21 protein-coding genes, 2 tRNA genes and 1 pseudogene are annotated in these 25355 nt (G+C 72.9%); 3 read left to right on the top strand and 21 right to left on the bottom strand.

Features of this window, described 5'->3' with window-relative positions:
* Positions 1–85: 85 nt before the first annotated feature.
* The 8 genes and pseudogenes from ACGH52_RS13300 to leuS all read right to left on the bottom strand — a co-directional run bounded on the left by ACGH52_RS13300 (position 86) and on the right by leuS (position 11531).
* Positions 86–331: a hypothetical protein gene (locus tag ACGH52_RS13300; RefSeq protein ID WP_121701375.1), complete on the bottom strand. Its 246-nt coding sequence runs from the start codon at positions 329–331 to the stop codon at positions 86–88.
* 47 nt (positions 332–378) lie between these two features.
* Entirely contained in the window at positions 379–1260 is an 882-nt protein-coding gene (locus ACGH52_RS13305; protein ID WP_399939301.1) for a YceI family protein, read from the bottom strand.
* 628 nt (positions 1261–1888) lie between these two features.
* Positions 1889–2461, bottom strand: a pseudogene (locus ACGH52_RS13310) (N-acetylmuramoyl-L-alanine amidase); the annotation flags it as partial.
* A gap of 424 nt (positions 2462–2885) precedes the next feature.
* Entirely contained in the window at positions 2886–5372 is a 2487-nt protein-coding gene (locus ACGH52_RS13315) for a ComEC/Rec2 family competence protein (RefSeq protein WP_399946735.1), read from the bottom strand.
* Between the two features lie 200 nt (positions 5373–5572).
* Positions 5573–6634: a helix-hairpin-helix domain-containing protein gene (locus ACGH52_RS13320; protein WP_399939304.1), complete on the bottom strand. Its 1062-nt coding sequence runs from the start codon at positions 6632–6634 to the stop codon at positions 5573–5575.
* Between the two features lie 111 nt (positions 6635–6745).
* Complete coding sequence (locus tag ACGH52_RS13325; RefSeq protein ID WP_399939307.1) at positions 6746–7591, bottom strand: DegV family protein; 846 nt, start codon at positions 7589–7591, stop codon at positions 6746–6748.
* A gap of 105 nt (positions 7592–7696) precedes the next feature.
* Positions 7697–8458, bottom strand: a complete 762-nt coding sequence (locus ACGH52_RS13330) for a hypothetical protein (protein WP_399939310.1) — start codon at positions 8456–8458, stop codon at positions 7697–7699.
* A 163-nt stretch (positions 8459–8621) separates the two neighbouring features.
* Positions 8622–11531 carry a leucine--tRNA ligase gene (gene leuS / locus ACGH52_RS13335; RefSeq protein ID WP_399939312.1) on the bottom strand — a complete coding sequence of 970 codons (2910 nt, stop codon included), beginning with the start codon at positions 11529–11531 and terminating at the stop codon, positions 8622–8624.
* Between the two features lie 536 nt (positions 11532–12067).
* Here leuS and ACGH52_RS13340 point away from each other — a divergent pair.
* Positions 12068–13339 carry a cytochrome b/b6 domain-containing protein gene (locus ACGH52_RS13340; protein WP_399939315.1) on the top strand — a complete coding sequence of 424 codons (1272 nt, stop codon included), beginning with the start codon at positions 12068–12070 and terminating at the stop codon, positions 13337–13339.
* A complete protein-coding gene (locus ACGH52_RS13345) occupies positions 13336–14946 on the top strand; it encodes an NADH-quinone oxidoreductase subunit NuoF family protein (RefSeq protein ID WP_059302532.1) in 1611 nt (536 codons plus the stop codon). The genes ACGH52_RS13340 and ACGH52_RS13345 overlap by 4 nt, the downstream gene beginning before the upstream one ends.
* Before the next feature lie 50 nt (positions 14947–14996).
* Here ACGH52_RS13345 and ACGH52_RS13350 read toward each other — a convergent pair.
* The 9 genes from ACGH52_RS13350 to ACGH52_RS13390 form a co-directional block, all read right to left on the bottom strand.
* Positions 14997–15069: transfer RNA gene (locus ACGH52_RS13350), tRNA-Ala, on the bottom strand.
* A gap of 96 nt (positions 15070–15165) precedes the next feature.
* Complete coding sequence (locus tag ACGH52_RS13355) at positions 15166–15399, bottom strand: hypothetical protein (protein ID WP_003976229.1); 234 nt, start codon at positions 15397–15399, stop codon at positions 15166–15168.
* A 378-nt stretch (positions 15400–15777) separates the two neighbouring features.
* A tRNA-Ala gene (locus tag ACGH52_RS13360) sits at positions 15778–15850 on the bottom strand.
* A 108-nt stretch (positions 15851–15958) separates the two neighbouring features.
* Positions 15959–16630: a histidine phosphatase family protein gene (locus tag ACGH52_RS13365; RefSeq protein ID WP_121702960.1), complete on the bottom strand. Its 672-nt coding sequence runs from the start codon at positions 16628–16630 to the stop codon at positions 15959–15961.
* The gene (gene rsfS, locus ACGH52_RS13370; RefSeq protein ID WP_059302530.1) at positions 16627–17073 is read right to left on the bottom strand and encodes a ribosome silencing factor; all 447 of its coding nucleotides are present in this window, start codon (positions 17071–17073) and stop codon (positions 16627–16629) included. Before rsfS ends, ACGH52_RS13365 begins: the two co-directional genes overlap by 4 nt.
* Positions 17074–17155: 82 nt before the next feature.
* A complete protein-coding gene (locus ACGH52_RS13375) occupies positions 17156–18934 on the bottom strand; it encodes a LytR C-terminal domain-containing protein (protein ID WP_399939319.1) in 1779 nt (592 codons plus the stop codon).
* A 16-nt stretch (positions 18935–18950) separates the two neighbouring features.
* Positions 18951–19655 carry a nicotinate-nucleotide adenylyltransferase gene (nadD, locus tag ACGH52_RS13380; protein ID WP_076974293.1) on the bottom strand — a complete coding sequence of 235 codons (705 nt, stop codon included), beginning with the start codon at positions 19653–19655 and terminating at the stop codon, positions 18951–18953.
* A gap of 59 nt (positions 19656–19714) precedes the next feature.
* Positions 19715–19882 carry a hypothetical protein gene (locus tag ACGH52_RS13385; protein ID WP_063124446.1) on the bottom strand — a complete coding sequence of 56 codons (168 nt, stop codon included), beginning with the start codon at positions 19880–19882 and terminating at the stop codon, positions 19715–19717.
* Positions 19883–20024: 142 nt separating this feature from the next.
* Positions 20025–20186 carry a hypothetical protein gene (locus tag ACGH52_RS13390; RefSeq protein WP_076974294.1) on the bottom strand — a complete coding sequence of 54 codons (162 nt, stop codon included), beginning with the start codon at positions 20184–20186 and terminating at the stop codon, positions 20025–20027.
* Positions 20187–20327: 141 nt separating this feature from the next.
* On the opposite strand from ACGH52_RS13390, the gene ACGH52_RS13395 reads away from it, so the two are divergent.
* Positions 20328–21506 (top strand): M48 family metallopeptidase, encoded by a 1179-nt coding sequence (locus ACGH52_RS13395; RefSeq protein ID WP_399946738.1) that lies wholly within the window; start codon positions 20328–20330, stop codon positions 21504–21506.
* A gap of 13 nt (positions 21507–21519) precedes the next feature.
* On the opposite strand, the gene ACGH52_RS13400 is transcribed toward ACGH52_RS13395, so the two are convergent.
* The 4 genes from ACGH52_RS13400 to ACGH52_RS13415 form a co-directional block, all read right to left on the bottom strand.
* Complete coding sequence (locus tag ACGH52_RS13400; protein ID WP_121702957.1) at positions 21520–22590, bottom strand: hypothetical protein; 1071 nt, start codon at positions 22588–22590, stop codon at positions 21520–21522.
* Positions 22591–22676: 86 nt separating this feature from the next.
* Positions 22677–23246: a hypothetical protein gene (locus ACGH52_RS13405; RefSeq protein WP_059302525.1), complete on the bottom strand. Its 570-nt coding sequence runs from the start codon at positions 23244–23246 to the stop codon at positions 22677–22679.
* A 121-nt stretch (positions 23247–23367) separates the two neighbouring features.
* Positions 23368–24654, bottom strand: a complete 1287-nt coding sequence (locus tag ACGH52_RS13410; protein WP_399939322.1) for a glutamate-5-semialdehyde dehydrogenase — start codon at positions 24652–24654, stop codon at positions 23368–23370.
* A gap of 72 nt (positions 24655–24726) precedes the next feature.
* Entirely contained in the window at positions 24727–25239 is a 513-nt protein-coding gene (locus tag ACGH52_RS13415; protein WP_076974654.1) for a hypothetical protein, read from the bottom strand.
* Positions 25240–25355 lie beyond the last annotated feature (116 nt).

A 25355-nucleotide genomic window follows, 5' to 3' on the forward strand; every position in this document is an offset into this window, starting at 1 on the left:
CGACAAGCATCGCACGCACCACTGACAACGCCGGACGGGACTGCCGGACGCGCGCGGCTACCGGACGGGCGCTGCCGGACGCGGGCTACGGCTCCTCGCGCCAGCCCTCCCACTCCCCGGCGAACGCGTCCAGCTCACCGGGGTCCAGCGCTTCCCGTTCGTCGCGCAGCACGACGAGCCACTGGGCGTCCTCGGCGTCGTCCTCGCCGGCCAGGGCGTCCCTCAGGATCCGCGGTTCCTCGTCGATCCCGAACCGCTCCCCCAGCTCCCGGGCGGCCTCCTCCGCGGCGTCGCGGTCGGGCAGCACCAGCACATGTCTCACGTCGCTCACGGTGCCATTGTCGGTCAGCCCCGGGCACGGTCGGTCCCGGGGCACGGTCAGCCCTTGGGCACGGTCTGCACGTCGAGGTCGATGCGGATGCTGGGGCCGACCACGGCGATGCCGCGGGCCAGCATCGTCTGCCAGCTCACCGTGAAGTCGTCGCGGTGCAGCTCGGTGGTGGCGCGGCAGGCCGCCCGCGTCTCGCCCTCCATGCCGTTGCCGAGTCCGAGGTACTCGGTCTCCAGCGTGACCGTGCGCGTCACGCCGTGCAGGGACAGCGCCCCGGTGACGGCCCACCGGTTGCCGCCGCGGTGCGTGAAGCGGTCGCTGTAGAACTCCAGGGTCGGAAACCGCTCCACGTCCAGGAAGTCGGCCGAGCGCAGGTGGTCGTCGCGCATCTTCACGTTGGTGTCGATGGACGCCGCGTCGATCACGACGTGCATCGCGGAGTGCTGCATGTCGTCGGCGATCCGCACCGCGCCCGCGAAGGAGTTGAACCGGCCGTGGATCCGGGCCAGCCCGATGTGCCGCGCGGTGAAGGCGATCGAGGAGTGCGCCGGCTCGATCTCCCAGTCACCCGGCGCGGGCAGCTCCGGCGGCTGGGCCACCTGAAGCGTCACGTCGCCGAGCGAGGCCAGCGCGTCCTCGACGACCGTGGCGGAGGCGCGGTAGGGGGTGTACCCCTCGGCGGACACGGCGAGCCGGTACTCCCCCGCGGGCACCGTCGCCACGAACGATCCGAAGGGGTCCGTACCGCCGCCGACCACCCTGCGCCCCATGGCGTCGCTGACCGTGAACTCCGCACCCGGCACCGGGTCGTTGACGGGGTCGAGGACGCGGCAGCTCAGCACTCCGGCGTTCGGCGGGGTGCGCACCGCCGCCAGGGGACCGGTCCCTTGCATCCGCTTCGTTCGGCTTCCCAGCAAGCGGCCGATCATTTGCGACACCCTCTGCACGACATCGAAAACTAGTTGACGGAAAAACATTCGATCACCGATGTGGCTTTCGAGGCAACACGGGACCACATCACGGGAAACCGTCGCATGTGCCGGGAGTGGTCAGGAGTGGCCCCGTGTGGCCACGTGTCGTCCCGTGTGGGCCGATATCGGCGCACCGGGCGTGTTCTCCGCCTCGTCATCGCCCCCAGTACAGGCCGCGGACCTTCGCCCCCGTGACCGAGATCGGGGCCTGGTCGCCGGAGTCGGGCGGGTAGTAGATGAACTCGAAGCGCAGTCGTTCGTCCGCGACGATCGAGCCGCTGTTCCCGAAGTCCGGGAAGCTGCTGCCGTCGGTGCCCACCCGTTCGACGGTCGGGCCGGTCCATCGGCTTCCGTCCCGGCGAAGGTGGTAGAAGCGGCCCTGGAGCGTGGAGCCGGGTGGCACGACGGCCTGGAGGTAGGCCGTGGCCTGGTAGTGGGACGCGCCGGTCAGCAGGTCCACGCCGTCCACGCTGAGCGTCGTCCACTGCCGGGGCGTGATCCGCTGATCGTCGCTGTCGGACCGGCTGATCGCTCGCGGCATGTCTTCCTCCTCGGAGTCGCCGGGTGTCCAGCCGGCGGGGTGGGTGAGGCGTTCTTCGACCCGGGCGCGCATCGACGCCATCGTGAACCCGCGCGGGTCGATCTTTCCGGGCTGCCACTCCAGGTGCCCGATCACCGAGCGCTCGTTCCAGCCGTGGTGGCGGCACAGGGCCGCGGCGGCCCGCTCGATCGCGTCCAGTTGGGCTGCGGGCCATGGGTCGTCGCCGTCGCCGAGGTTCTCGCACTCGAAGCCGTAGAAGTGCCGGTTGCCGTCGGTGTTCGCCTCGTTGTCCCGGGGCAGGGCCTGCTCCGCGATCACTGCGCGCAGGACGTCGTCGTCGCCCAGGCCGGCGTGGTTGGCGCGGCCGTAGCCGACCAGGTGCACGCGGCCGTCCTTGGTGATGACGCCGTGGCACAGGGGGCCGGGCAGGCCCGCGTAGCCCTTGCGGCAGATCTCGACGGTGGCGGCGCTGCCCCGGGTCACGGTGTGGTGGATCATCACGCCGTTGACGGGGCCCCAGGCGCCCTTGTGGTTGCGGTTGTGGTTCCGCCAGTCGCCGACCTCGACGACGGTGAGCCCCTCCGCCCTCAGCGCCTTGAGGAAGCTGCCCGCGGTCATGGGGGTGGCCATCAGGCACACTCCTGCCACGACCGGCCGGGCCGGTGGGCGGTGTGCGTCGGATCGTCCTCGCCGCGCCGGTGCACAACGGGGTGACCCGGCCTGGGGGTTCGGGGCATGGTCTCTCCTTCGGTGTGGGGTGACCGACCGACCGTGGGCGGAGGCGTCGGCTGCACGACACGGTGGCGTCTTCCGCGCTGGTCTGGAAGTTCCCGGTGCCCGCCCGTGCTACGCCTCCCAGGGCACAGCGGGGACGGGAACCACTCACGATCCGGCCAGTACGGGGTCCCCTGCCGCACCCTGGGTACCGGCACGGCCGACGCCGACGACGTGCTCGTGGCCGTGACACCGCCTCCCGTCCTCACTCCCCGCCTCCCATCCCCACTCCCCCCGCCACCCGTCCTCACTCCCCCGCCACCCGTCCTCACTCCCCCGCCACCCGCAACTCCCTCCCCGTACCGGCGACCGCCACCGCCCCGTCCCGGTCCGTGCGCAGCACCGTCGCCCCCTGGGCGCGCAGTGCCGCGACGGTGCCGGGTGCCGGGTGCCCGTAGGTGTTGTCCTCGCCGCAACTGATGAGCGCGAGACGCGGGGCGACCTTCCGCAGGAAGGCGAAGTCCTGGTGGGCGGAGCCGTGGTGGGCCACCTTCACCACGTCGACGCCCTCCAGCCGTGCCGCCGCCGGGGAGCGGGCCAGCTCCCGCTGGGCCGGGGGCTCCAGGTCGCCGAGGAGGAGCAGGCGTATGCCGGCCGTCCGGACCAGGAGGGTGACGCTGGCGTCGTTGGGGCCGCCTTCGGTGCCCGGTGCGGTGGTGGCCGGCGGGCTCGCCGGGGGCCACACCACCTGCCAGGACAGCGGGCCGGAGCGTCGCCGTTCTCCGGCGGCGGCGTGCCGCAGAGGGATGTGCCGGGTCGCTGCCTGCCGGTGGACGAACTCAGCCTGGTCGGCCGGTTCTTGGAGGGCGGTTGTCTCGATCGCGCCCACCGAGCGGCCCCGCAGCACCCCGGGCAGCCCGGCCACGTGGTCGGCGTGCAGATGGGTCAGCAGGACGAGGGGCACGCGGGTGATGCCGAGGGTCCGTAGGCAGTGGTCGACCAGGGTGGGATCGGGACCCGCGTCCACGACCACGGCCGTCCCCTCTCCCGCCGCGAGCACCAGCGCGTCGCCCTGGCCCACGTCGCACATCACCATCCGCCAGCCCGGCGGGGGCCACCCCTTGATCACCCGCGCCAGCGGGGGCGGCTGCGTCACGACAAGGAGCAGCAGCAGGGCGCAGGCCCCGCACCACCACGGGTGCCGCAACAGGCGTCGGCCGGCGAGCAGCACCGCCACCGTGACCAGGGCGAGCAGCGCCGCCCCGGCCCAGCCGCCCGGCCAGTCCACTCCCGCGCCGGGCAGCGCGGCCCCGGCGCGGGCGATCCCCGCGATCCACCCGGCCGGCCAGCCCCCGCACCATGCCAGGCTCTTGGCCAGCGGCATCGCCGCGGGCGCCGTCGCCAGCGCCGCGAAGCCGAGCACCGTGGCCGGGGCCACCGCGAACTCCGCCAACAGGTTGCACGGCACCCCCACCAGACTCACCCGCTGCGACAGCACGACGACGACCGGCGCGCACAGGGCCTGCGCGGCAGCCGCGGCGGCCAGCGCCTCCGCGAGCCGGGGCGGTACCCGGCGCCTGCGCAACGCCGCGCTCCACCGTGGGGCGATCGTGAGCAGCGCCCCTGTGGCCAGCACGGAGAGCAGGAAGCCGTAACTGCGGGCCAGCCAGGGGTCGTAGAGCACCAGGAGCAGGACCGTCGTCGCCAGGGCCGGGAGCAGTGATCTGCGGCGGCCGGTGGCGAGGGCGAGCAGGGCGACGGAACCGAAGGCCGCCGCCCGCAGCACGCTCGGGTCGGGTCTGCACACGACGACGAAGGCGAGCGCGAGCAGCCCGCCGAGCAGCGCGGTCGTCCGCAGGTGCAGGCCGAGGCGGGGCGCCAGTCCCCGGCGCTCACTGCGCTGGGCCAGACCCGGCGGGCCGAGGAGCAGCGCGAGCACGATCGTGAAGTTGGCGCCCGAAACGGCCAGCGTGTGTGTCAGGTCGGTCTCCTTGAACGCCTCCTCCAGCTCGGGCGTGACGCGCGAGGTGTCCCCCACCACCAGGCCGGGCAGCAGCGCCCGCGCGTCCGCCGACAGGTCATCGGTCGCCTCGCGCAGTCCGTCCCGCAGCCGTCCCGCCAGCCGTTGCGCCGCCGTAGGCTCCGCCAGCGACTCCGGAGGCTGTCGCCCCGCCCGAACGCGCAGCACCGCGGCGATCCGGTCACCGCCCTCCCGTGGGGGTGACAGCCGGGCGGTGACGCGGAACCTCGCGGTCGGCAGGAGCTTCAGCCAGCGGGAGGGTGCGGCCCGTGCCAGGGACTGCCTGCCCTCCTCACCGACGTCGACGAGGACGAGCACCGGCGTTCGGGTCGTCACCGCCGTCCCGCCCGACTCGCTCAGCCGCCGCACGTCGGCCTCGATCAGCACCGTGGGCGGCACGGCACGGTTGCCCCGGACCCGCGGCCGGGTGAGGCGGGGATCGGCCGTGACCTCCACCTCCGCGGTGACCGTGGCGTACCGCCGCGCCAGCTCCGGCACGGGTCCCCGGCGCGAGTCCGCGCCGTACAGCGCGGCCGAGGTGGCGGACGCGGCGACGCAGAGGAGCACAGCGGCGGCCACCGGCGCGTGGGTCCGTCCGCGCGTCGGCCCCAGCAGCAGTGCCCCCGCCAGGAGCAAAGCGCTCGTCACCACGCCCACCGCCCAGCCGGCCGGCACGTCCAGCACCAGCGCCGCCGTCGCCCAGGCCGCCAGGGCGGGCGGGACCAGACGCAGGTCCGCGGGGCCCTCCTGCCGGGGGTGGGACGCGCCCAGCCGGTGTCCGGAGGCGGCGTGCACGGCGGACCGCGAGGGCCCCGCGCCACGGTCCTCCGGCCCGCCGAGCCCGCCGCCCCCGCCCAGCCCGTCCGGCTCGTCGAGCCCGTCTGGTCCGTCGAGTTCCTCTGACCGGTTCGGCCGCTCCGGCCGGTTCGCTACCGTCACGTCCGGCCGGTTCGCTCCCGTCACGTCCGGCCGGTTCGCTCCCGTCACGTCCGTGTTCATGGCCGCACGAGGTCCCGCAGGTCCGCGAAGCGGCGCTCGCCGATGCCGTTGACCTCGCGCAGTTCGTCCACCGAGCGGAAGCCGCCGTGCTGGGTGCGGTAGTCGATGATGTGCTGGGCGAGGACCGGGCCGACGCCCGGGAGGGTGTCGAGCTGGTCGGTGGTCGCCGTGTTGAGGGAGACCGGTGCCGCGGGCCCCGCCCCCGCCGCCCCCGTCGACCCACCCGGGGCGGGACCAGGTCCCGGTGCGGGCGCGGGCGCGGGCGCCCCGACGATCACCTGTTCGCCGTCCACCAGGAAGCGGGCCCGGTTCAGCCCGTCGGTCTTCGTGCCGGGCCGCACCCCTCCGGCGGCGCGCAGGGCGTCCGCGACACGTGAACCGGCCGGGAGGCTGTGGATGCCGGGTTCGCGGACCTTGCCCCCGACGTCCACCACGATCTCGGGTCCCGCCGTGCTGGTGGCCGCGGCCTCGGACCGGGGCTCGCCCGTCGTCGCGCGGCCCGTGGCCGTCGGCTCCGGTTCCCCGGCTCCGTACGCCGCCGCCTCCCGCACCACCTCGGGCGCCGCCACCGGCTGGGTGCGGCCGGACCAGAAGTGCTGCACCGCGAAGACCGCCGCCAGGACGAGCAGCACCGAGAGCGCGGCGACGCTGCGCCGCTCCAGGCCGCATCGCGTCTGCAGCCACACCGGCATCCGCTCCCGCAGCGCCTGGCCGCTCCGCTCCCGCCAGGTCGGTGCGGTGCCGCCGGAGTCACCGGTGTCCGCGTCGCCGGGAGCCTCAGGACCGGGCAACGGCGGTCCCTTGCCCGCCTCCCCCCGCGCCCCCTCGTGTCCGGCCCGGCCGCCGATTCCCTCGGCGCGCTCGGCGAACAGCGCCTCCGCCCTCCGCCGCAGCTCCTCCGGGGGCGGGTGCCGGCGCCCCTGCCGGGCGTGGGAGCGCGGGCGGGCGTGGGCACGGGAGCCGGGTGCGCGGCGGTGCGCGAGGCGTCCGTCGGAGGCCGGGGCGCGGCCCGGGCCGCTGGTCGCGGACGTGGTGCGTGAGCGTGATCGAAGAGCCATGCGACGAGGATCGGGCATCTCGACACCCTCGCGATGATCATGGTCAATCCCCGGGGACTACCCCCGGGTTGTGGATAACTCCGACCCCCTCACGGGCTACCCGGCCCGCCCTCACCGCGACGAGACCACGACCCCCAGCAGCCCCGGCCCCGTGTGCGCGCCGATCACCGCACCGACCTCGCTCACGTGCAGGTCGGCCAGCCCGGGCACCCGGTCCCGCAGGCGGTCCGCCAAGGCCGACGCCCGCTCGGGGGCGGCGAGATGGTGGACGGCGATGTCGACGGGCGCGCTGCCCGCCCGGTCGGCGGCGATCTCCTCCAGCCGGGCGATGGCCTTGGACGCCGTCCGGACCTTCTCCAGGGGTTCGATGCGGCCGCCCTCCAGCTGCAGCAGCGGCTTCACGGCGAGCGCGGAGCCGAACAGCGCCTGGGCCGCCCCGATCCGGCCGCCGCGGCGCAGATAGTCGAGGGTGTCGACGTAGAAGTAGGCGGAGGTGTCCGCGGCGCGCTTCTCCGCGGCCGTGACCGCCTCGTCGACCGTGCCGCCCGCCTCCGCCGTCTCCGCGGCGGCGAGCGCGCAGAATCCGAGGGCCATCGCGATCATCCCGGTGTCCACGACCCTGACCGGGACGGCGGCCTCCCGCGCCGCGACGACGGCCGCGTCGTGGGTGCCGGAGAGTTCGGCGGACAGGTGGAGGGAGACGATGCCGTCCGCCCCGGACTCGGCGATCCTGCGGTAGGCCTCGGCGAAGACCTCGGGGCCGGGGCGCGAAGTGGTGACCGGCCGCCGTTTCTGCAGCGCCTGGGCCAGGGACCGGGTCGAGATCTCGGTGCCCTCCTCCAGCGCCCGGTCGCCCAGGACGACGGTCAGGGGTACCGCGGTGATGCCGTGCCGCTCCATCGTCCGGGCCGGAAGGTAGGCCGTTGAATCCGTGACGATAGCGACATGGCGGGACATGAGCTGGAGGTTACCTGGCGTAGTGCCCGTACGGCAGTCCGGCCCCGACGGCCGGGCGTTCACAGGGCTGGACCCGTTCGGCAGGGCAGCGAGGGGCAGGTCAAGTCAGGTCGTGCTCTCCGGGCGGGCCTTCTTCTGCCAGGGGTACACGGGGCTCGCGGCCGGCGGGGTGATGGCGGGACGCGTGGCGTCCTCCTCCGCCGGGCCCTGAGCGGGCGGATCCGGCCAGGTCTGCCGGGTGGACGGGGCCCCGGCGGACGGGGCCTCGGGCCAGGACGGCGGCGCGGCGGCCGGCTCCGCCCCCAGCCCCGCTCCGGGCTCCGTCTCCGTCCAGTGCCGCAGCGCACCGGCCTCCACGTCGATCTGCGCGCTCAGCGAGTCCAGGTCGTCGTCCGCGAAGCGGCGGGCGCGGTCGCGGGCCGCCCAGCGCAGGGCGTCCGCCGACCGGATGACGCGCTCGGTGCGCTCACGCAGCCCGGGCAGGCGCTCGGCGAGGGTGGCGCGGTCCGGCTCGGACTCCAGCCGCCGCAGCTCGCCGTCCAGCTCGAAACCGTGCGCGCTGAGCCGCTCGAAGAGGGCGAGGGACTCCTTGAGGGACTCGTCCTCGGCCACGCGCGCGTGCAGCGCGTCCTGGGTGGCCCGCATGGAGGTGCGCAGCTTCAGCCGCAGCTGCGCCAGCTCGCCCGCCGGACCCACCTGGACGAGGGACTTGGCCCGCAGGGTGTGGTCCTCGACGGTGCGGCGGGCCTGGGTGATGCCGCGGTCCACGCTGCGCTTGGCGGCGCCGACGGCCTTCACCGTGGCGTAGACGCCCAGCACCACGGCAAGCAGGAAGAGCAGGGCGAACACTGTGAGCGCTGCTTCCACGAGGCTCCTCCTTCGGACGTCCGGCCCGCGCACCGGCGGTCCACGGCGCGGGTCGCGCCGCTCTTCCACGGTAAACGCAACGGGCAGGCCCAGGGTTCCGCGAGAACCCCGAACCTGCCCGTACCCATCCCGTAGGGGGCGCCCGGGGCGCCCCGGTCACCGCTTACGCGGGCACGATGTTCACCAGCTTCGGCGCCCGCACGATCACCTTGCGGATCCCGGCTCCGCCCAGCGCGGCCACGACCTTCTCGTCGGCCAGCGCGGCCTTCTCCAGGTCGTCGTCGGAGATGGAGGGGGCGACCTCCAGCCGCGCCTTGACCTTGCCCTTGATCTGGACGACGCAGGTCACCGTCTCGTCGACCACGTACGCCGGGTCGGCCACCGGGAAGTCCTGGTGCACCACCGAATCGGTGTGCCCCAGCTTGCGCCACAGCTCCTCGGCGACGTGCGGGGCCAGCGGCGCGACCAGCAGCACCAGGCGCTCGGCGACCGACCGCGGGACCGGGCCTCCGGCCTTGGTCAGGTGGTTGTTCAGCTCGGTGACCTTGGCGATGGCGGTGTTGAACCGCATGCCCTCCAGGTCCTGCCGCACGCCGTCGACGGCCTTGTGCAGGGCGCGCAGGGTGTCGGCGTCGATGTCGCTCTCCGCGACGTCGGCCACGGACAGCTCGCCGGTGTCCTCGTCGACCACGTTGCGCCACAGCCGCTGCAGCAGCCGGAACTGGCCGACCACCGCGCGGGTGTCCCACGGCCGGGACACGTCCAGCGGGCCCATCGCCATCTCGTACAGGCGCAGCGTGTCGGCGCCGTACTCGGCGCAGATCTCGTCGGGGGTGACGGCGTTCTTCAGGGACTTGCCCATCTTGCCCAGCAGCCGGGAGACCTTCTCGCCCTGGTAGAACCAGGCGCCGTCGCGCTCCTCCACCTCGGCGGCCGGCACGGCGATGCCGCGGCTGTCCCGGTAGACGTAGGCCTGGATCATGCCCTGGTTGAACAGCTTGTGGAACGGCTCGGCCGAGGAGACGTGCCCCAGGTCGAACAGGACCTTGGACCAGAAGCGGGCGTACAGCAGGTGCAGCACGGCGTGCTCGGCGCCGCCGACGTACAGGTCGACGCCGCCGTGCGGCAGGCCCTCGCGCGGGCCCATCCAGTACTGCTCGATCTCGGGGTCGACCAGCTGCTCGCTGTTGTGCGGGTCCAGGTAACGCAGCTCGTACCAGCAGGAACCGGCCCAGTTGGGCATCGTGTTGGTCTCGCGGCGGTACTTCTTCGGCCCGTCGCCCAGGTCCAGGGTGACGTTGACCCAGTCCTCGTTGCGGGACAGCGGGGTCTCGGGCTTGGTGTCGGCGTCGTCCGGGTCGAAGGTGCGCGGGGAGTAGTCCTCGACCTCGGGCAGCTCCAGCGGCAGCATCGACTCGGGCAGCGCGTGGGCGATGCCGTCCTCGTCGTAGACGATCGGGAAGGGCTCGCCCCAGTAGCGCTGGCGGCTGAACAGCCAGTCGCGCAGGCGGAAGTTGACGGTGCCCTCACCGGCGCCGGTGCGCTCCAGCCACTCGGTGATGCGCTCCTTGGCCTCGACGACGGACAGGCCGTCCAGACAGACCCCGTTGCCCGAGGAGTCGGTGCTGGACGAGTTCATGATCTTCGCGTCGTAGGAGGAGAAGGCGTCCTCCCACGTCGAGGTGTCGGTGCCGCGGCCGTCGGTCGGCTCGACGATGCAGCGGATCGGCAGCTCGAAGGCGCGGGCGAACTCGAAGTCGCGCTGGTCGCCCGCCGGGACGGCCATGATCGCGCCGGTGCCGTAGCCCATCAGCACGTAGTCGGCGATGAAGACCGGGACCTGCTCGCCGTTGACCGGGTTGGTGGCGTACGCGCCAATGAAGACGCCGGTCTTGTCCTTGGCCTCGGCCTGCCGCTCGACGTCGGACTTGGACGCGGCCTGCGCGCGGTACGCGGCGACGGCCTCGGTCGGCGTGGCGTGGCCGCCGGTCCACACGTCGTGCGTGCCCTTGGGCCAGGCGGCCGGGGTGAACTTCTCGACCAGCGGGTGCTCGGGCGCCAGCACCATGTAGGTCGCGCCGAACAGCGTGTCGGGGCGGGTGGTGAAGACGGTGATGCGCTCGCCGTCGACGGGGAAGTCGACGCGGGCGCCCTCGGAGCGGCCGATCCAATTGCGCTGCTGCAGCTTGATGGCCTCGGGCCAGTCCAGCTGGTCCAGGTCGTCCAGCAGCCGGTCGGCGTAGGCCGTGATGCGCATGTTCCACTGGCGCAGCTTGGACTTGAAGACGGGGAAGTTGCCGCGCTCGGAGCGGCCGTCGGCGGTGACCTCCTCGTTGGCCAGCACGGTGCCCAGCCCGGGGCACCAGTTGACCGGCGCGTCGGAGGCGTAGGCCAGCCGGAACCCGCCCAGGACGTCGGCGCGCTCGGCCTCGCTCAGGGTGCTCCACGCGCGCCCGGGGTGGCCCGGGACCGCCCGCTCACCGGAGGCGAACTGCGCGACCAGCTCGGCGATCGGGCGGGCCTTCCTCGCCTCGTCGTCGTACCAGGAGTTGAAGATCTGCAGGAAGATCCACTGGGTCCACTTGTAGTACTCGGGGTCGATCGTGGCGAACGACCGGCGCTTGTCGTGGCCCAGGCCCAGCCGCCGCAGCTGGCTCTGCATGTTCTTCATGTTGGCTTCGGTGGACACGCGCGGGTGCGTGCCGGTCTGCACGGCGTACTGCTCGGCGGGCAGGCCGAAGGCGTCGAAGCCCAGGGTGTGCAGGACGTTGTGGCCGGTCATCCGCTGGAAGCGGGCGAAGACGTCGGTGGCGATGTAGCCCAGGGGGTGGCCGACGTGCAGGCCCGCGCCGGACGGGTAGGGGAACATGTCCATGATGAACTTCTTGGGCTTGGCGACCAGCTCCGGGTCGCCCGCCAGGTCACCCTTGGGGTTCGGCGCGGCGTACGTCCCCTCGGCGTCCCAGAAGTCCTGCCAGCGTGCCTCGATCTCGGCGGCCATGGCAGCCGTGTAGCGGTGCGGCGCGGCGTCCGCCGACACAGGGGCGGTCGCCGCGGGGTTCGTCTCGCTCATGATCCTCAAAGCTCCATCGATCGTCTCTGCCAGCGGCTGCGACATTCATGACCAGCGGCTGCGATTGCCGGGAAATGAAAAATCCCCTCGCACAGGAGGGGACGCCGCGCCGATTCCGGCCACCGGACTTCGACCGGGGTCGGGACTGATCAGCGCGGCTCGCTAAGCAGAAGGCGTACGGCACGCATGGCGTCAGGGTACCGCAGTCGCCGATCGGGCCGCGACGGGCTTCGGGCCGGCGTGCGGCCGACCGGAATCCGGGGCCCGCGATCCGGAGACCGGAGGCGAACCTGAACCAAGGTCAAAGGTTACTTCGCGTAACGACCACTAAGGGGCACCAGCACGAGCGCGCTGTCATTTGATAACAACGCAATAACTCAAACCTCCTACCCACGGGTATGGCGCCACTTAGAGTGCGGCAGCGGGACCGCTTTCCCGAACCGCTCCGGAGTTGCCCCCATGAACCCTCCCCCGATCCACCCTCGCGACACCAGCTCGCCGCCTCCCCTCACGTCCCTGGCGTGGGGAGCACTGCCGTGGTGACGAACGACAGCACGGTGGACGACACCTTCGCCCAGTTCCTGGACTTCGGCGCGGGCGTGCTCTCCCTCGTCTTCCTCAGCTGCTCGGTGATCTGGGGTCTGCTCGCCCAGGACCGGATCGTCCTCGACACCCGGCAGCGGATCCTGGCCCAGGCGGTGCACCGGACCACCGCGGTCGCCTCGGTCGTCTTCCTGCTGGTGCACATCGTGGTCAAGCTGGCCCTGGACCACACCACCTGGGTCGCCGCGGTCCTCCCGTTCGGACTCCTGGCCACGGACGACGAGGAGTTCGGCGGCCGGGCCGTCCTCATCGGCTTCGGCACCCTGGCCAGCATGCTCATGATCTTCGTGGGGGTCACCGGAGCCCTGCGCAACCGCTTCGCCTCCCCGGCCCCCGTGGCGGCCCGCTGGCGGGCCATGCACATGCTGGCCTACCCGGCGTGGTGCCTGGCCCTGCTGCACGGGCTCTACGCGGGTCGCGCGGCGAAGCCGGTCTTCCTGGTGCTGTACGCGCTGTCCCTGGTCGGCGTCATGGCGGCCCTGGCGCTGCGCGCGGCGCCCCGGCCGGTCAAGCGGAAGGTCGCCGACCGGATCGCCGGACTCCTCGGGACCGGGGAGCGGCCCGCGCGCGAGGAGCAGGCGGAGAGCCGGCCTGGGGACACCGCGGCCCTGCCCGGCTACGAGCGCGCCGGGGCGTCGTCCTCGCGCGCGGGCCGCTCCCCGTCCGCCCCGCTGTACGAACCCGCGGAACGCCTCACTCCGCCGGAGCCCGCGGGCGGCTTCGCGGCGGCCTACCGCGCCGTGTCCGGCCCCTCGGGCACGCGCCGGGCGCCGCTGACGGCCGACCCGGCCGCGTCCGCCCAGCTGCCGCCGGACCTGCGGCCCACCGGGGCGATGCCGGTCATGGACGGCGGCGGCAGCACCTCGGGCAGCTGGCCCGTACCGTCGCCGCCCCCGGTCGGCGAGGCGCCCCCGTCGGTCTACGACCCGCTCAACGACACGGGTCACACCATCCCGGTCTACGGCGGCACGGACGCCGCGGACTACTCCGCGCGGTACTCGGCGTCCCCCGCCTCCGGCTACGGCTCGAGTGACGTGTACGACACCCGTGAGACGAACGCGGTCTACGACACGTACTACCCCAGCGACACCTACAACAGCGGTCCCGCCCCCGAACCAACCCCCGGTGTGCCGTCGCCGTCCCACGACTTCGACGCACCGGGTTCCGGTGAACCTTGGAACACGCCTTCCGGAGGCTTGAATTGAACGAGGCCCTGCCCGACGTCCCAGAGGTCCGCGTGGTCGGGCTTCCCCAGCTCACGTCGGGCTTCGACCTTGTCGAGCGCCTGGATCTGCCGATGCACCTCAAGGTGCACGGTCCGCTCGAACCGATGGGCGGGGAGCAGCTCGCGCAGCTCTCCGAACGCATCAACCTGAAGGGCCGCGGCGGCGCGGGCTTCCCCTTCCACAAGAAGCTGCGCTCGGTCGCCGAGGCGGCCATCAAGCGCGGCGTACGCCCGGTCGTGGTCGTCAACGGCAGCGAGGACGAACCGGCCTGCCGCAAGGACACGGTGCTGATCAACCGCGCCCCGCACCTGATCCTGGACGGCGCGCTGCTGTGCGCCGAGGCGATGGGCGCCCGCACGCTGGTCATCGGGGTCACCCGAGAGTCCACGCAGCGCTCCATGGAGGCCGCCCTGGCCGAACGCGGGCTGAGCAACGGCCGCCGCTCCGCCCTCCGCGCGCGCGTGCAGCGCAACCCGGTGCGCATGGTCACCGGCGCGGCGGCCTCGCTGATCCGCTCCATCGACGGCGGCCCCGCGATCCCGCCCGGCCGCAAGGTCAGCGCCTCCAGGAGCGGCGTCGGCGGCGCGCCGACCCTGCTGTCCAACGCCGAGACCTTCGCCCAGCTGGCCATCGCCGCCCGCATCGGCCCCGAGCGCTACGGCAACACCGGCCTGTACGACGAGCCGGGCACCGTGCTGCTCACGGTCTCCGGCGCGGTGGCCCGCCCGATGGTGATCGAGGTCCCGACGGGCGTGCCGCTGCGCTACGTGCTCCAGCTGGCGGGCGCCCCGCCGATGCCGCAGGGCGTACTGACCGGCGGCTACCACGGCAAGTGGATCGACGCGGCGACCGTCGACGAGGCGATCGTCTCCCGCAACTCGCTGCAGCAGGTGGGCGGCTCGCTCGGCGCGGGCGCCATCCTGCCGATCAGTCAGGACACCTGCGCGCTGGGCGAGTCGCTGCGGGTGGCGCAGTGGCTGGCCGAGGAGAGCGCCGGCCAGTGCGGGCCCTGTTACCTGGGCCTGCCGGCCGCCGCGCGGGGCCTGGAGGACATCCTCAACGGCGGTGGCCCGGCGGCCCTGGAGGCGGTCAAGCAGGTCGCGCAGAACGTGAAGCGGCGCGGTGCCTGCTCGCACCCGGACGGCTCGGCGATGTTCCTGGAGTCCACCGTCAAGGCGTTCACGGACGACCTGGCCGCCCATGTCCTCGGCAACGGCTGCGGACGGCCCGTGGAGGGCGTCCTGCCGCTCTTCGAGGGGGGCAGGACCCCGACCGGCGTCCCGGGCGGCGGGGAGGAGAACGGCCCCAGCCGCCAGAAGATCTACGTCGACTGGACGCTGTGCCGGGGGCACGGGCTGTGCGCGGACATCCTCCCGGAGGTCTTCCAGCTCGGCGCCGACGGCTTCCCGACCGTCGCGCAGGCCGAGGTGCCGCGGTTCGCGGAGGCCAAGGCGGTGCGCGCGGTGCGCCGCTGCCCGGCGCTGGCGCTGCGCATCGAGGAGGACACCCGCGGGCAGGTGCCGTCCTCGCGCGGGAATCTGCCGGTGCTGTCCCAGGGCCGCGGCCGCCGGGCGCTGGGCCGCTGAGGCACGAACAAACCCCCGGATCGATGATCCGGGGGTTTGTCTGTGAAGTGTGGAGCTAAGGAGAATTGAACTCCTGACCTCCTGCATGCCATGCAGGCGCTCTACCAACTGAGCTATAGCCCCTTGCCCTTCGTCCGCCCGGTCTCCCCGGCGGCGACGCCAACATTACACGCTCCACCGGGGCGAACGCCAAATCGTTTCCGTTCCGTCCGGTTCGCCCTATGCCGTCACGAATGAGTAGAAGCGCTTGAGCGTGCAGTGCTCCTCCAGGAGCCGGCCGTAGATCGGCTCACCCTCGAGTTCGCGGTACGTCTCGATGGGGTCGCCTTTTATGATCAGCGCCCGCGCGCATTCCTCGCACCAGTACTGGTAGTCGGGGTTGACCGGTTCCATGTCGCGCACGATGGGCGTGCCGCTGCCGCACCAGTCGCACTTCCGCCTGTGTGCACCCATCGATCAGCTCCAGCTGTGGCCGCAGGCCGTGCACACGTAAGAGATCCCGCCGTTGTCGCCGAGGACTTGGGCCACATGTCCGGAACCGCAGGAAGGGCAGCTGAGGCGGGTGACCGTGTTCCGTGCCACCGCTCCGCCGAGGAGGTGACCGACCTCCTCGAGGATGCTCCCAGGCATCGCCACTCCCTCCCGTCGGGCCGCGGTCCCCTTCCGGCCGTTTGATTCTGCCACGGCCGGGCCGACCCGGTCAGCGACGCCTCAGTACCGGTCCGGACACGGAATCCCACCGACGTATACGCCTGTGGGACGCCTGTTGCTCAAGCGGACGCAGACGAAAAATCCCGCCCCCCGAAGGGGACGGGATTCGTCCGTGGGCTGTGGAGCTAAGGAGAATTGAACTCCTGACCTCCTGCATGCCATGCAGGCGCTCTACCAACTGAGCTATAGCCCCTGGTGCCACGCGACCCGAGCCGCATGGTCCTGCTCTTCGTCCGCTCCGCTCGGCGGGGCGAACAAGAAGAACTTTAGCCTGCGACCTGCCGGAAAGTGAAATCGCGGTTCAGACGTCGTCGCCGATCACCGGTTCCGGCAGGGTGCCGGCGTTGTGCTCCAGCAGGCGCCAGCCGCGGGCGCCCTCGCCGAGGACCGACCAGCAGCAGTTGGTCAGGCCGCCGAGGCTCTCCCAGCTGTGCGGCTCCAGGCCCAGCAGACGTCCGATGGTGGTGCGGATCGTGCCGCCGTGGCTGACCACGACGAGGGTGCCGTCCTCGGGGAGCTTCTCGGCGTGCCGCAGCACCACGGGGGCGGCGCGGTCGGCGACCTCGGTCTCCAGCTCGCCACCGCCCCGGCGCACCGGCTCGCCGCGCTTCCAGGCCGCGTACTCGTCGCCGTGCCGGGCGATGATCTCCTCGTGGGTCAGGCCCTGCCAGACGCCCGCGTAGGTCTCCCGCAGGCCCTCCTCCAGGGTCACCTCGAGGCCGGTGAGCACGGACAGCTCGGCGGCCGTGTTCGCGGCGCGCACGAGGTCGGAGGCGACGATCGCGTCGGGCCGCAGGTGCACGAGCAGCCCGGCAGCGCGGCGGGCCTGGGCGACGCCGGTCTCGGTCAGCTCGACGTCCGTGCTGCCCTGGAAGCGGCGCTCCACGTTCCACGCGGTCTGGCCGTGCCGCCACAGGATGACGCGGCGGCCGCGGCCCGGCCTGCCCGCCGTCACCTCTCCGGTGGCGCTCAACGCCAGTCCTCGTCGGTGCGCGTCGCCTCCTCGGCGGCCTGGAGCTTCGCGTGCTCCTCCGCCTTGCCGCGGGTCTCCTTGGCGTCCGCGGGCAGCTCCAGCTCGGGGCAGTCCTTCCACAGCCGCTCCAGGGCGTAGAAGACGCGCTCCTCGCTGTGCTGGACGTGGACGACGATGTCGACGTAGTCGAGCAGGACCCAGCGGGCCTCGCGGTCGCCCTCGCGGCGCACCGGCTTGGCGCCCAGATCCTTGTTCAGCCGCTCCTCGATCTCGTCGACGATCGACTTGACCTGGCGGTCGTTGGGCGCGGACGCCAGCAGGAAGGCGTCCGTGATCGACAGCACGTCGCTGACGTCGTAGGCGATGATGTCGTGCGCGAGCTTGTCGGCCGCCGCCTGGGCGGCTGCGTTGATGAGTTCGATGGAGCGGTCGGTCGCGGTCACTGCCTGGCTTTCGGGTCGGCGGTCGGTTGACCTCAAGGGTCTCACGACCGCCGACACGGGCCCACGCGGAATTCCCCCGCCCCTACGACGCCGGTTTGTAGTCCTGGCCGAGCACCACCGAGACCCGCGCGTTCGCGGAGACCTTCCCCTGGGAGACGGCGTCGGTGGGCAGACCCAGGGTCTTGGCGACCTGGACGGCATTCTCCTTGTCGGCGGCCTCCGCGTAGACGACCTCCGAGGTGGCCTCGGTGCCGGAGGCGGTGCCGCCCGACACGAAGGTGAAGCCGCCGTTGAGGAGGACGACGCGGGCCTTGCCGGTGCGGTCCTCCTCGCCGGTGGCGTTGCGGACGGAGACGCTGACGGCCGCGTCCTTGTCGGGGCTCTTGGCCGTGCCGCCGAGGACGTCCTTGACGACGCTGTCGCTGGTCTCGGCGCTGAGCCCGCCGTCGTCCTGGACGGGCAGCAGCGCGGTCTTGAAGTCGCCGCCCTTGGCGCGGTCGGAGAGCCCGGCGAGGAAGGTGCCGAGGTCCTTCTCGGTCAGCGGCGGGTCGAGGATCATCCCCATGGTCTGGACGGTGGTCGTCGCGGCCTGCGGGTCGGAGGACAGCTTGCGCAGCACCCCCTGCATGACCTGCCCGAACCGCTGGAGCTGGGCGTTCGCGTCCTCGCCCTTGGCGCCGTAGGTGGCGTAGGCGACGGCCATCTTGCCGCTGAGGGTCTGGCCCTCGCCCTTGCGCACGAGGGGCGCGGCGCCCTTGTCCTTGGACTCCGGGTCGGGGACGTCGGCGTCGGTGTCGACGTCGATGTTGCCGACCAGGTCGACGAGGATCTGGAGGTAGGGCGTGTCCAGCCGCCAGGTGCCCTCGATGTCGGTGCCCAGGGCGGAGTCGAGGGCGGTGCGGGTCGCGTCGGGGCCCTCGTCGTCGACGGACTTGGCGAGCGTGGTGGTGCTGCCGTCGTCGCCGCTCAGGGCCAGCGCGTTGGGCACCAGCACGGCGGTGCCCTGCTTGGTGGTGGTGTTGTTCACGAGCAGCGCGGTGGAGGTGCCGCCGCCCTTGGTGTCGTGCAGGTGGACGGCGATCACGTCGCGCTTCTGGGCGCCCGCCGTCGTCGCGGCGCCGGTCTTGTCGTCGGAGGAGGAGAGCCCGGGCAGCTTCCCGGCGTACCAGAGGTAACCGACGCCGCCGACCGCGACCAGCGCCAGGACGACGACCAGGGCGACGACGCGCGAGCGGGCGCGCCGCCGGGCCTCCTCGCGGCGCTCGGTGCGGTTCTCCGTGAACTTCATCCAGTCGATGACGTCCTCGGAGTCGCCGGTCGGCTCCTCGACGAAGGCGAACTGCTCGGTGCGGTAGTCCCCGCCGGCTTCATGGGCCCCCGCGGTGTCCGGGTATTCCCGCTCCTCGGGCGGGCCCGCCTGCTGCGGAATGTGGGCGGTCTGCTCGGCGACCCGGGGCTGCGGCCCGCTGGTCGCGGCCTGCCCGTACGGGTCGTACGGCGGCTGCGGGGCCGGGGCGCCCCCGTGCGGGCCGGAGGGATGGCCGCCGTAGCCGCCGCCGTAGTCGGGCGCGGGCGGCTGCGCCGGCTGCTGACCGGTGTCGTAGCCGCCCTGGGAGCCGTAGGGGTCGTAGGGCTGCTGGACGGGCTGCTGGGTGCCCGTGGCGTACGGGTCGTAGCCGTAGCCCTGCTGCCCGTACTGCTGCTGCGCGTAGGGGTCGTACTGCTGCTGGGGGCCGGGCTGGGCGTGGCCCTGGCCCTGCGCCTGCCCCTGGGCGTGGCGGTACACGGGGCGGCCGTACTCGTCGTAGCCGACGAGTTCGTACTGGTCGTCGCCGTGTCCCGCGTCGTATCCGTCGTTCACCGGTGCCCCTCTCGGCTCACTCGCCGCGGTACAGGTGGCGTTTGTCGATATAGCGCACGACTCCGTCGGGCACCAGGTACCAGACGGGATCGCCCTTGGCGACTCTCGCACGGCAGTCCGTCGAGGAGATGGCGAGGGCGGGCACCTCGACGAGCGAGACGCCGCCCTTGGGGAGCCCGGCGTCCGTGAGGGTGTGTCCCGGCCGGGTGACGCCGATGAAGTGGGCGAGGGAGAACAGTTCCTCGCTGTCGCGCCAGGTGAGGATCTGGGCGAGGGCGTCGGCCCCGGTGATGAAGAACAGGTCCGCGTCCGGGTTGAGGGCGCGCAGGTCGCGCAGGGTGTCCACGGTGTAGGTGGGGCCGCCGCGGTCGATGTCGATGCGGCTGACGGAGAACTGCGGGTTCTCGACGGTGGCGACGACCGTCATCAGATAGCGGTCCTCGGCGGCGGAGACCGCGCGGTCGCTCTTCTGCCACGGCTGCCCGGTCGGTACGAACACCACCTCGTCGAGCTGGAACTGCGCGGCGACCTCGCTGGCGGCCACGAGGTGGCCGTGGTGGATCGGGTCGAAGGTGCCGCCCATGACGCCCAGGCGTCGCTTGCCCGGCGACGGGCCGTCGCCCGGACCGTTGACCGGTCCGGCGGCGCGGGCGGGCACCGCGTTCTGCGTGCCGCGCGCCGGCGCGTGCGCCGGGCCGGTAGGCGTGTCGTGCTCTCCCATGCGAGCAGACCCTACCGGCCCGCCCGGAGCGACCCGGTCGCGCCCACTGGGCCGCGGGCTCAGCGGTCGCGGTTGAACCGGGTGGTGATCCACAGCAGGAGCATCAGGATGACGAACGCGCCGATGCCGGTGACGTAGGGGCTGAGGCTCTCGTGGTTGCCGCCGTGCTCCTCGCCGCCCTCGGCGGCGAGGGTGACGAACTGTGCGGCGCTGAGGGGAAGGCTCATCTTCGGCAGGACCTATCCGGTGTGGGCGGGACTGGACGTCCGCTCATCGTATGCGGGCGCCCCGCGGGCGATCACGCCGACTCCGCCGTTGGGGACGGGCGACGACCGGGTGCGGCGGGTCCGGGGGAACCTTCGGATCTCCTCAGTCGTCCTTCTGCTTGTACCCCCGCAGCAGGAACCACGCGGTCAGCACACAGCCCACCACCATGACGATCAGGACGATCCGGAGCAGATTCCCCGGCCCCTGCTGCTCGGCGGCGGTCGCGGCCCCGGCGAGCCAGTCGGGGTGGGGGGTGTGCTGCATGGCGCGGACTCCTTAGACGTGCTGCCCGTCCACGGTAGCTCCGCCTAGGCTGGGCCCGGCTCGGGGGGCGCAAAGGGCCGCACAAGGGTTCGTAAAAACCATACGTACGTCCGGGTCACACATACGCGCATGGGGGAAGAGATGTCCGACGGCCACCACAACGGGCACGAGCACGTGCCGAGCAGGCAGCGCAGGCGCTTCCCCGGGATCTCCTCGCGTGCGTACGAGCATCCGGCCGACCGCAGCGCCCTGGTGGCGCTGCGCAAGCTGAGCGGCTTCGACACGGTCTTCAAGGCGCTCAGCGGTCTGCTGCCCGAGCGGAGTCTCAGGCTGCTGTTCCTGTCCGACTCGGTGCGCGTCTCGGACCGGCAGTTCGCCCACCTGAACGTCATGCTGCGCGACGCCTGCTACATCCTGGACCTGGAGAAGGTCCCGCCGATGTACGTCAACCAGGACCCGACGCCGAACGCGATGTGCATCGGCCTGGACGAGCCGATCATCGTCGTCACCACGGGCCTGGTCGAGCTGCTCGACGAGGAGGAGATGCGGGCGGTCGTCGGGCACGAGGTGGGGCACGCCCTGTCCGGGCACGCGGTGTACCGGACCGTCCTGCTCTTCCTGACATCCCTCGCCGTCCGGGTCGCCTGGATCCCGCTGGGGAACGTGGCGATCATGGCGATCGTGACCGCGCTGCGCGAGTGGTTCCGCAAGTCGGAGCTGTCCGCCGACCGCGCGGGCCTGCTGGTCGGCCAGGACCCGCAGGCGTCCATGCGGGGCCTGATGAAGATCGCGGGCGGCAACCACCTGCACGAGATGAACGTGGACGCGTTCCTGGAGCAGGCCGAGGAGTACGAGGCGGGCGGCGACCTGCGCGACTCGGTGCTGAAGATCCTGAACGTGCTGCCCCGCTCGCACCCGTTCACCACGGTGCGGGCCGCCGAGCTGAAGAAGTGGGCGGCCTCCCGGGACCACCAGCGGATCATGGACGGCCACTACCCGCGGCGGGACGAGGACAAGGACACCTCGGTGCGGGACTCCTTCCGCGAGTCGGCGTCCCACTACGCCACGCATGTGCGCAGCTCGAAGGACCCGCTGATGAAGCTGGTCAACGACATCGCGGGCGGCGCCGGTGACCTCGGCGACCGGATGCGCCGCGGCTTCGGCGGCTTCACCGGCTCCCAGCCGAGGCCGCCCGAGGACGGGGACGGGGACGGGCCGGGGAAGGGCCCCGGCCCCGAGACGCCCGGAGAGGGGCCCGAGGGCCGCGGTGGCGACGGTCCGCAGGCTCCGCGGGACGGCTCACCGCGCGACGGCGCCTGACCTTCCGCCCCGCTCAGGCCTTCGGCTGGGCGCCCGTCGCCAGGCTGCCGCACAGGGCCGTGGCGTTGTCCGACGTGTACGGGTCGGTGCCGGCCGGGACACCGGCCCCGGCCCGCTGCCCGGCCAGCAGCGGGCGGAGGTGGTTCGCCGAGTCGTCGGCGCAGGACAGCGGCCCGGCCTGCACGTAGGAGGCGACGAGCCGGGTCTGGTGCAGCCGCAGGGCGTCCCGGTCGAAGCGGAAGTGCAGCTCGCGCCGGACGGTGAACAGCGACGCCTCGGCCCGGGCGTCGTCGGCCGGCCGCAGCGCGTACACCATGGTGTGGTCGGCGGTGACCTCCAGCGTGGACGCGTCGCTCTCCACGACGCGCAGGCTGCCGTCCACCCGGATCTCCGGGTCGGCCAGCTCCGCCCGGGCCGGGTCGAAGCGGATCAACCACCCGGTGGGGGCGTGCCGGCCGTCCGCGGCGGGCCTCTCGAAGCTCTCGTCGAACTGGTGGAGCTGGTCCGGGTCCAGCAGCACCCGCACCGAGCGGACCTCCCCGCCGTCGAGCACGTCAGGGTCGAGCGCCGATCGGACGATGTAGTTCTTGGCGGTGGTGAGCGCGCTGAACACCTGGTCCTCGGAGAAGTGCGCCGTACGCCGGGCCCCCGGCATCGGGATGCCCTGCGCCGCGGTCCTGAAGTGCGCGGCGGGACTGTGCGCGTACAGGAACGCGGCGTCGTCGGCGCCGGGCACCCGGTCCCGGGGGGCGAGCGGGACGACGGTCATCCGCACCGGCTCGGCGGCCCGCTGCCCGGCGGGGCTCTGGTAGGGGTGCCGTACGCCCATGTAGATGGCGGTGCCGAAGGCGACGGCGATCAGCAGGACGAGGATCAGCGCCTGCCGGGACAGTCCGGCCCGGCGCAGGGGCGGCCGGCGGCGCACGGCGGGCGCGTGGTCGGTGATGCGCTCCTGGGCGGAGAACTCCTGGAGCCGGGCAGCGCGCACGAACGATTCGTCGAAGACGACGGATCGGTACTCGTCCTCTCCGCCTCCGGGAGCGCCCTCGGGCCTTCCTCCGGGCGGACCGCCAAGCCCTGCCATACCTTCAGAGTGAGTCTCGGGACGGGCGCGTAAACGCGCTGCCACAGGTCAAGTTGGGACAGCTTGGCGCCGTCCCCCGGGGCAGGTCAGGGGCTGCGCGGGAGCACCGAGACGGCCGGCCGGGAGTAGTCGGCGGAGGCCGAGGGGGGCGCGGCGCCGCCCTGCTCCGGGCCGGTGGAGGCGGGAGGCGGCACCTGCTGCGTGCCGCCGCCGGAGGACGCGCCCCGGTAGACGGCCACGAAGGCCAGCGCGACCATGCCGATCCCCATCGCCAGGGCGAGCAGCCAGGCGACGGGGCGGTGCCAGCGGACCTGCTTGCCGTAGGCCGCGGGAGCGCCGTAGGGGCGGTCGAGGAGGTCGCGGTCGTCGTCCGGGTCGTCCAGGTCGGGATCATGGCCGAAATCGCCGTATCCGTCGTCGAAGCGCTCGGCTCTGCTGCGGCCGCGGCGGGCCGCTTCGGCCTCGGTGGCCTCGGCTCTGGCCTGCGCGGCGGCCAGGAGGCGTTCGACGGCGGTCGGCTCGTGCACCGCGGCCGCCTGTACGAAGGCCTCGTCGAAGACCACGGAGGCGAACTCTTCGTCCGACACCCCGCGGTCGTGGTCGTCGTCGGGCTCCCTGCCGTCCGGGAACGGCGTGCCCCCCACGTCCTCCGGCACGGCTCCAGAGTAGACCTGGGGGGTCGTTTTGGGCAGACGGCGGGGAAATTCATCCAGTGGGTGAGATGCCCCGATCGGTGCGCCCGCCGTGCGCCCGCGGTCGCCCTGGGCGCGCCCGCCTTCAGCGCCGTACGTGCCCGTCGCCGGTGACGATGTACTTCGTGCTGGTCAGCTCCGGCAGCCCCATGGGGCCCCGGGCGTGCAGCTTCTGCGTGGAGATGCCGATCTCGGCGCCGAAGCCGAACTGGCCGCCGTCGGTGAAGCGGGTGGAGGTGTTCACCGCGACGGTGGTGGAGTCGACCAGTTGGGTGAAGCGCCGGGCGGCCTGCTGCGAGGTGGTCACGATGGCCTCGGTGTGGCCCGAGGTCCACAGCCGGATGTGCTCGACGGCCTTGTCGAGGGAGTCGACGACGGCCGCCGCGATGTCGTAGGAGAGGTACTCCGTCTCCCAGTCCTCCGGTGTGGCCTCGACGGCTGTCACCTTGGAGTCCTTGGCGTACGCCATCACCCGCTCGTCGGCGTGCACGGTGACCCCGGCCTCGGCGAGCGCGGCCAGTGCTCGGGGCAGGAACTCGGCGGCGATGTCCTGGTGGACCAGGAGGGTCTCGGCGGCGTTGCAGACGCTGACGCGCTGGGCCTTGGAGTTGACCAGGATGTCGACGGCCATGTCGAGGTCGGCCTGGGCATCGACGTAGACGTGGCAGTTGCCGGTGCCGGTCTCGATGACGGGGACGGTGGACTCCTGGACGACCGTGTTGATCAGCGAGGCGCCGCCGCGCGGGATCAGCACGTCGACCAGCCCGCGGGCCCGCATCAGCTCGCGCACGCTCTCGCGGCTCTCGCCGGGCACCAGCTGCACGGCGTCGGCGGGCAGCCCGGCCCCGCCCACGGCGTCCCGGACCACCCGGACCAGGGCGGTGTTCGACTGGTAGGCCGAGGAGGAGCCGCGCAGCAGCACCGCGTTGCCGGACTTCAGGCACAGGGCGGCGGCGTCGACCGTGACGTTGGGCCGGCCCTCGTAGATGATGCCGACCACGCCGAGCGGCACCCGGACCTGGCGCAGGTCGATGCCGTTGGGGAGGGTGGAGCCGCGCACGACCTCGCCGACCGGGTCGGGCAGCGCGACGACGTCGCGCACGTCGGAGGCGATGGCGCGGACCCGCTCGGGAGTCAGGGTGAGGCGGTCGATGATGGCCTCGCTGGTCCCGGCGGCGCGGGCCTTGGCCACGTCCTGGGCGTTGGCCTCGACGATCTCGCTCGTGCGGACCTCCAGCGCGTCCGCGACGGCGAGCAGCGCGTCGTCCTTGGCGGCCCGCGGCAGCGGCGCGAGGTCGGCCGCGGCGGACTTGGCCCGGTAGGCGGCCCGGGTGACCGGTGACATCGAGTCGTACGGCGAGAGCGTGGTCATGGGGGAAGGGTAGTGCGCGCGCTCCGGGCGGCCACCCGTCGTCCCATCCCGCGAGATGGGCCGGGGGAAGGGTCAGAACGGGTGAACACCGACGGGCGTCGCGGGGGCGGGACCGTACCCCGCGGCGATGCGCTGGTGGTAGGTGGCCCGGTCGATGACCTCCAGGCCGACGATCTCCCAGGGCGGCAGCCCGGCGGTCTGCCGGTGCTCGCCCCACAGGCGCAGGGCGACGGCGGCGGCGTCGTGCAGGTCGCGGGCCTCCTCCCAGTACCGGATCTCCGCGTGGTCGTCGGCGTAGCGGCTGGTCAGCAGGAAGGGGTGGTCGTGAGCGAGCTGTTCGAGCGCCCGGCGCACCTCGGTGAGCGGGGCGCGGGCGCCGGAGACGCTGAGGGTGACGTGCCACAGGCGCGGGGTGTGCTCGGGCTCCTCGCCGTGGAAGCGGTCCCCGGCCGCGACGCTGGTCAGGGCGCGCTCCTCGCCGCCCGCGCGGTTCGCGCCCCGGGCGCCGCCGGGGCGCGCGCCCGTGCCGCCGCGGGAGGCGGTACCACCGCGGGGTGCCGCCGTCCCAGGGCGTACTCCGCTCACGACGGCCTCCTTCACGCACACGGCTCGGCCCGGTGGTCGGCCGGGCTTGTCCCTGAGGAAAGTTGAGCAGGCCGCGCGAGATCGCGGGGCGGTTTTGCGGAACGTCCACCACCGAT

The organism is Streptomyces sp. BBFR25 (assembly GCF_044590125.1).
GTDB lineage: Bacteria > Actinomycetota > Actinomycetes > Streptomycetales > Streptomycetaceae > Streptomyces > Streptomyces canus_D.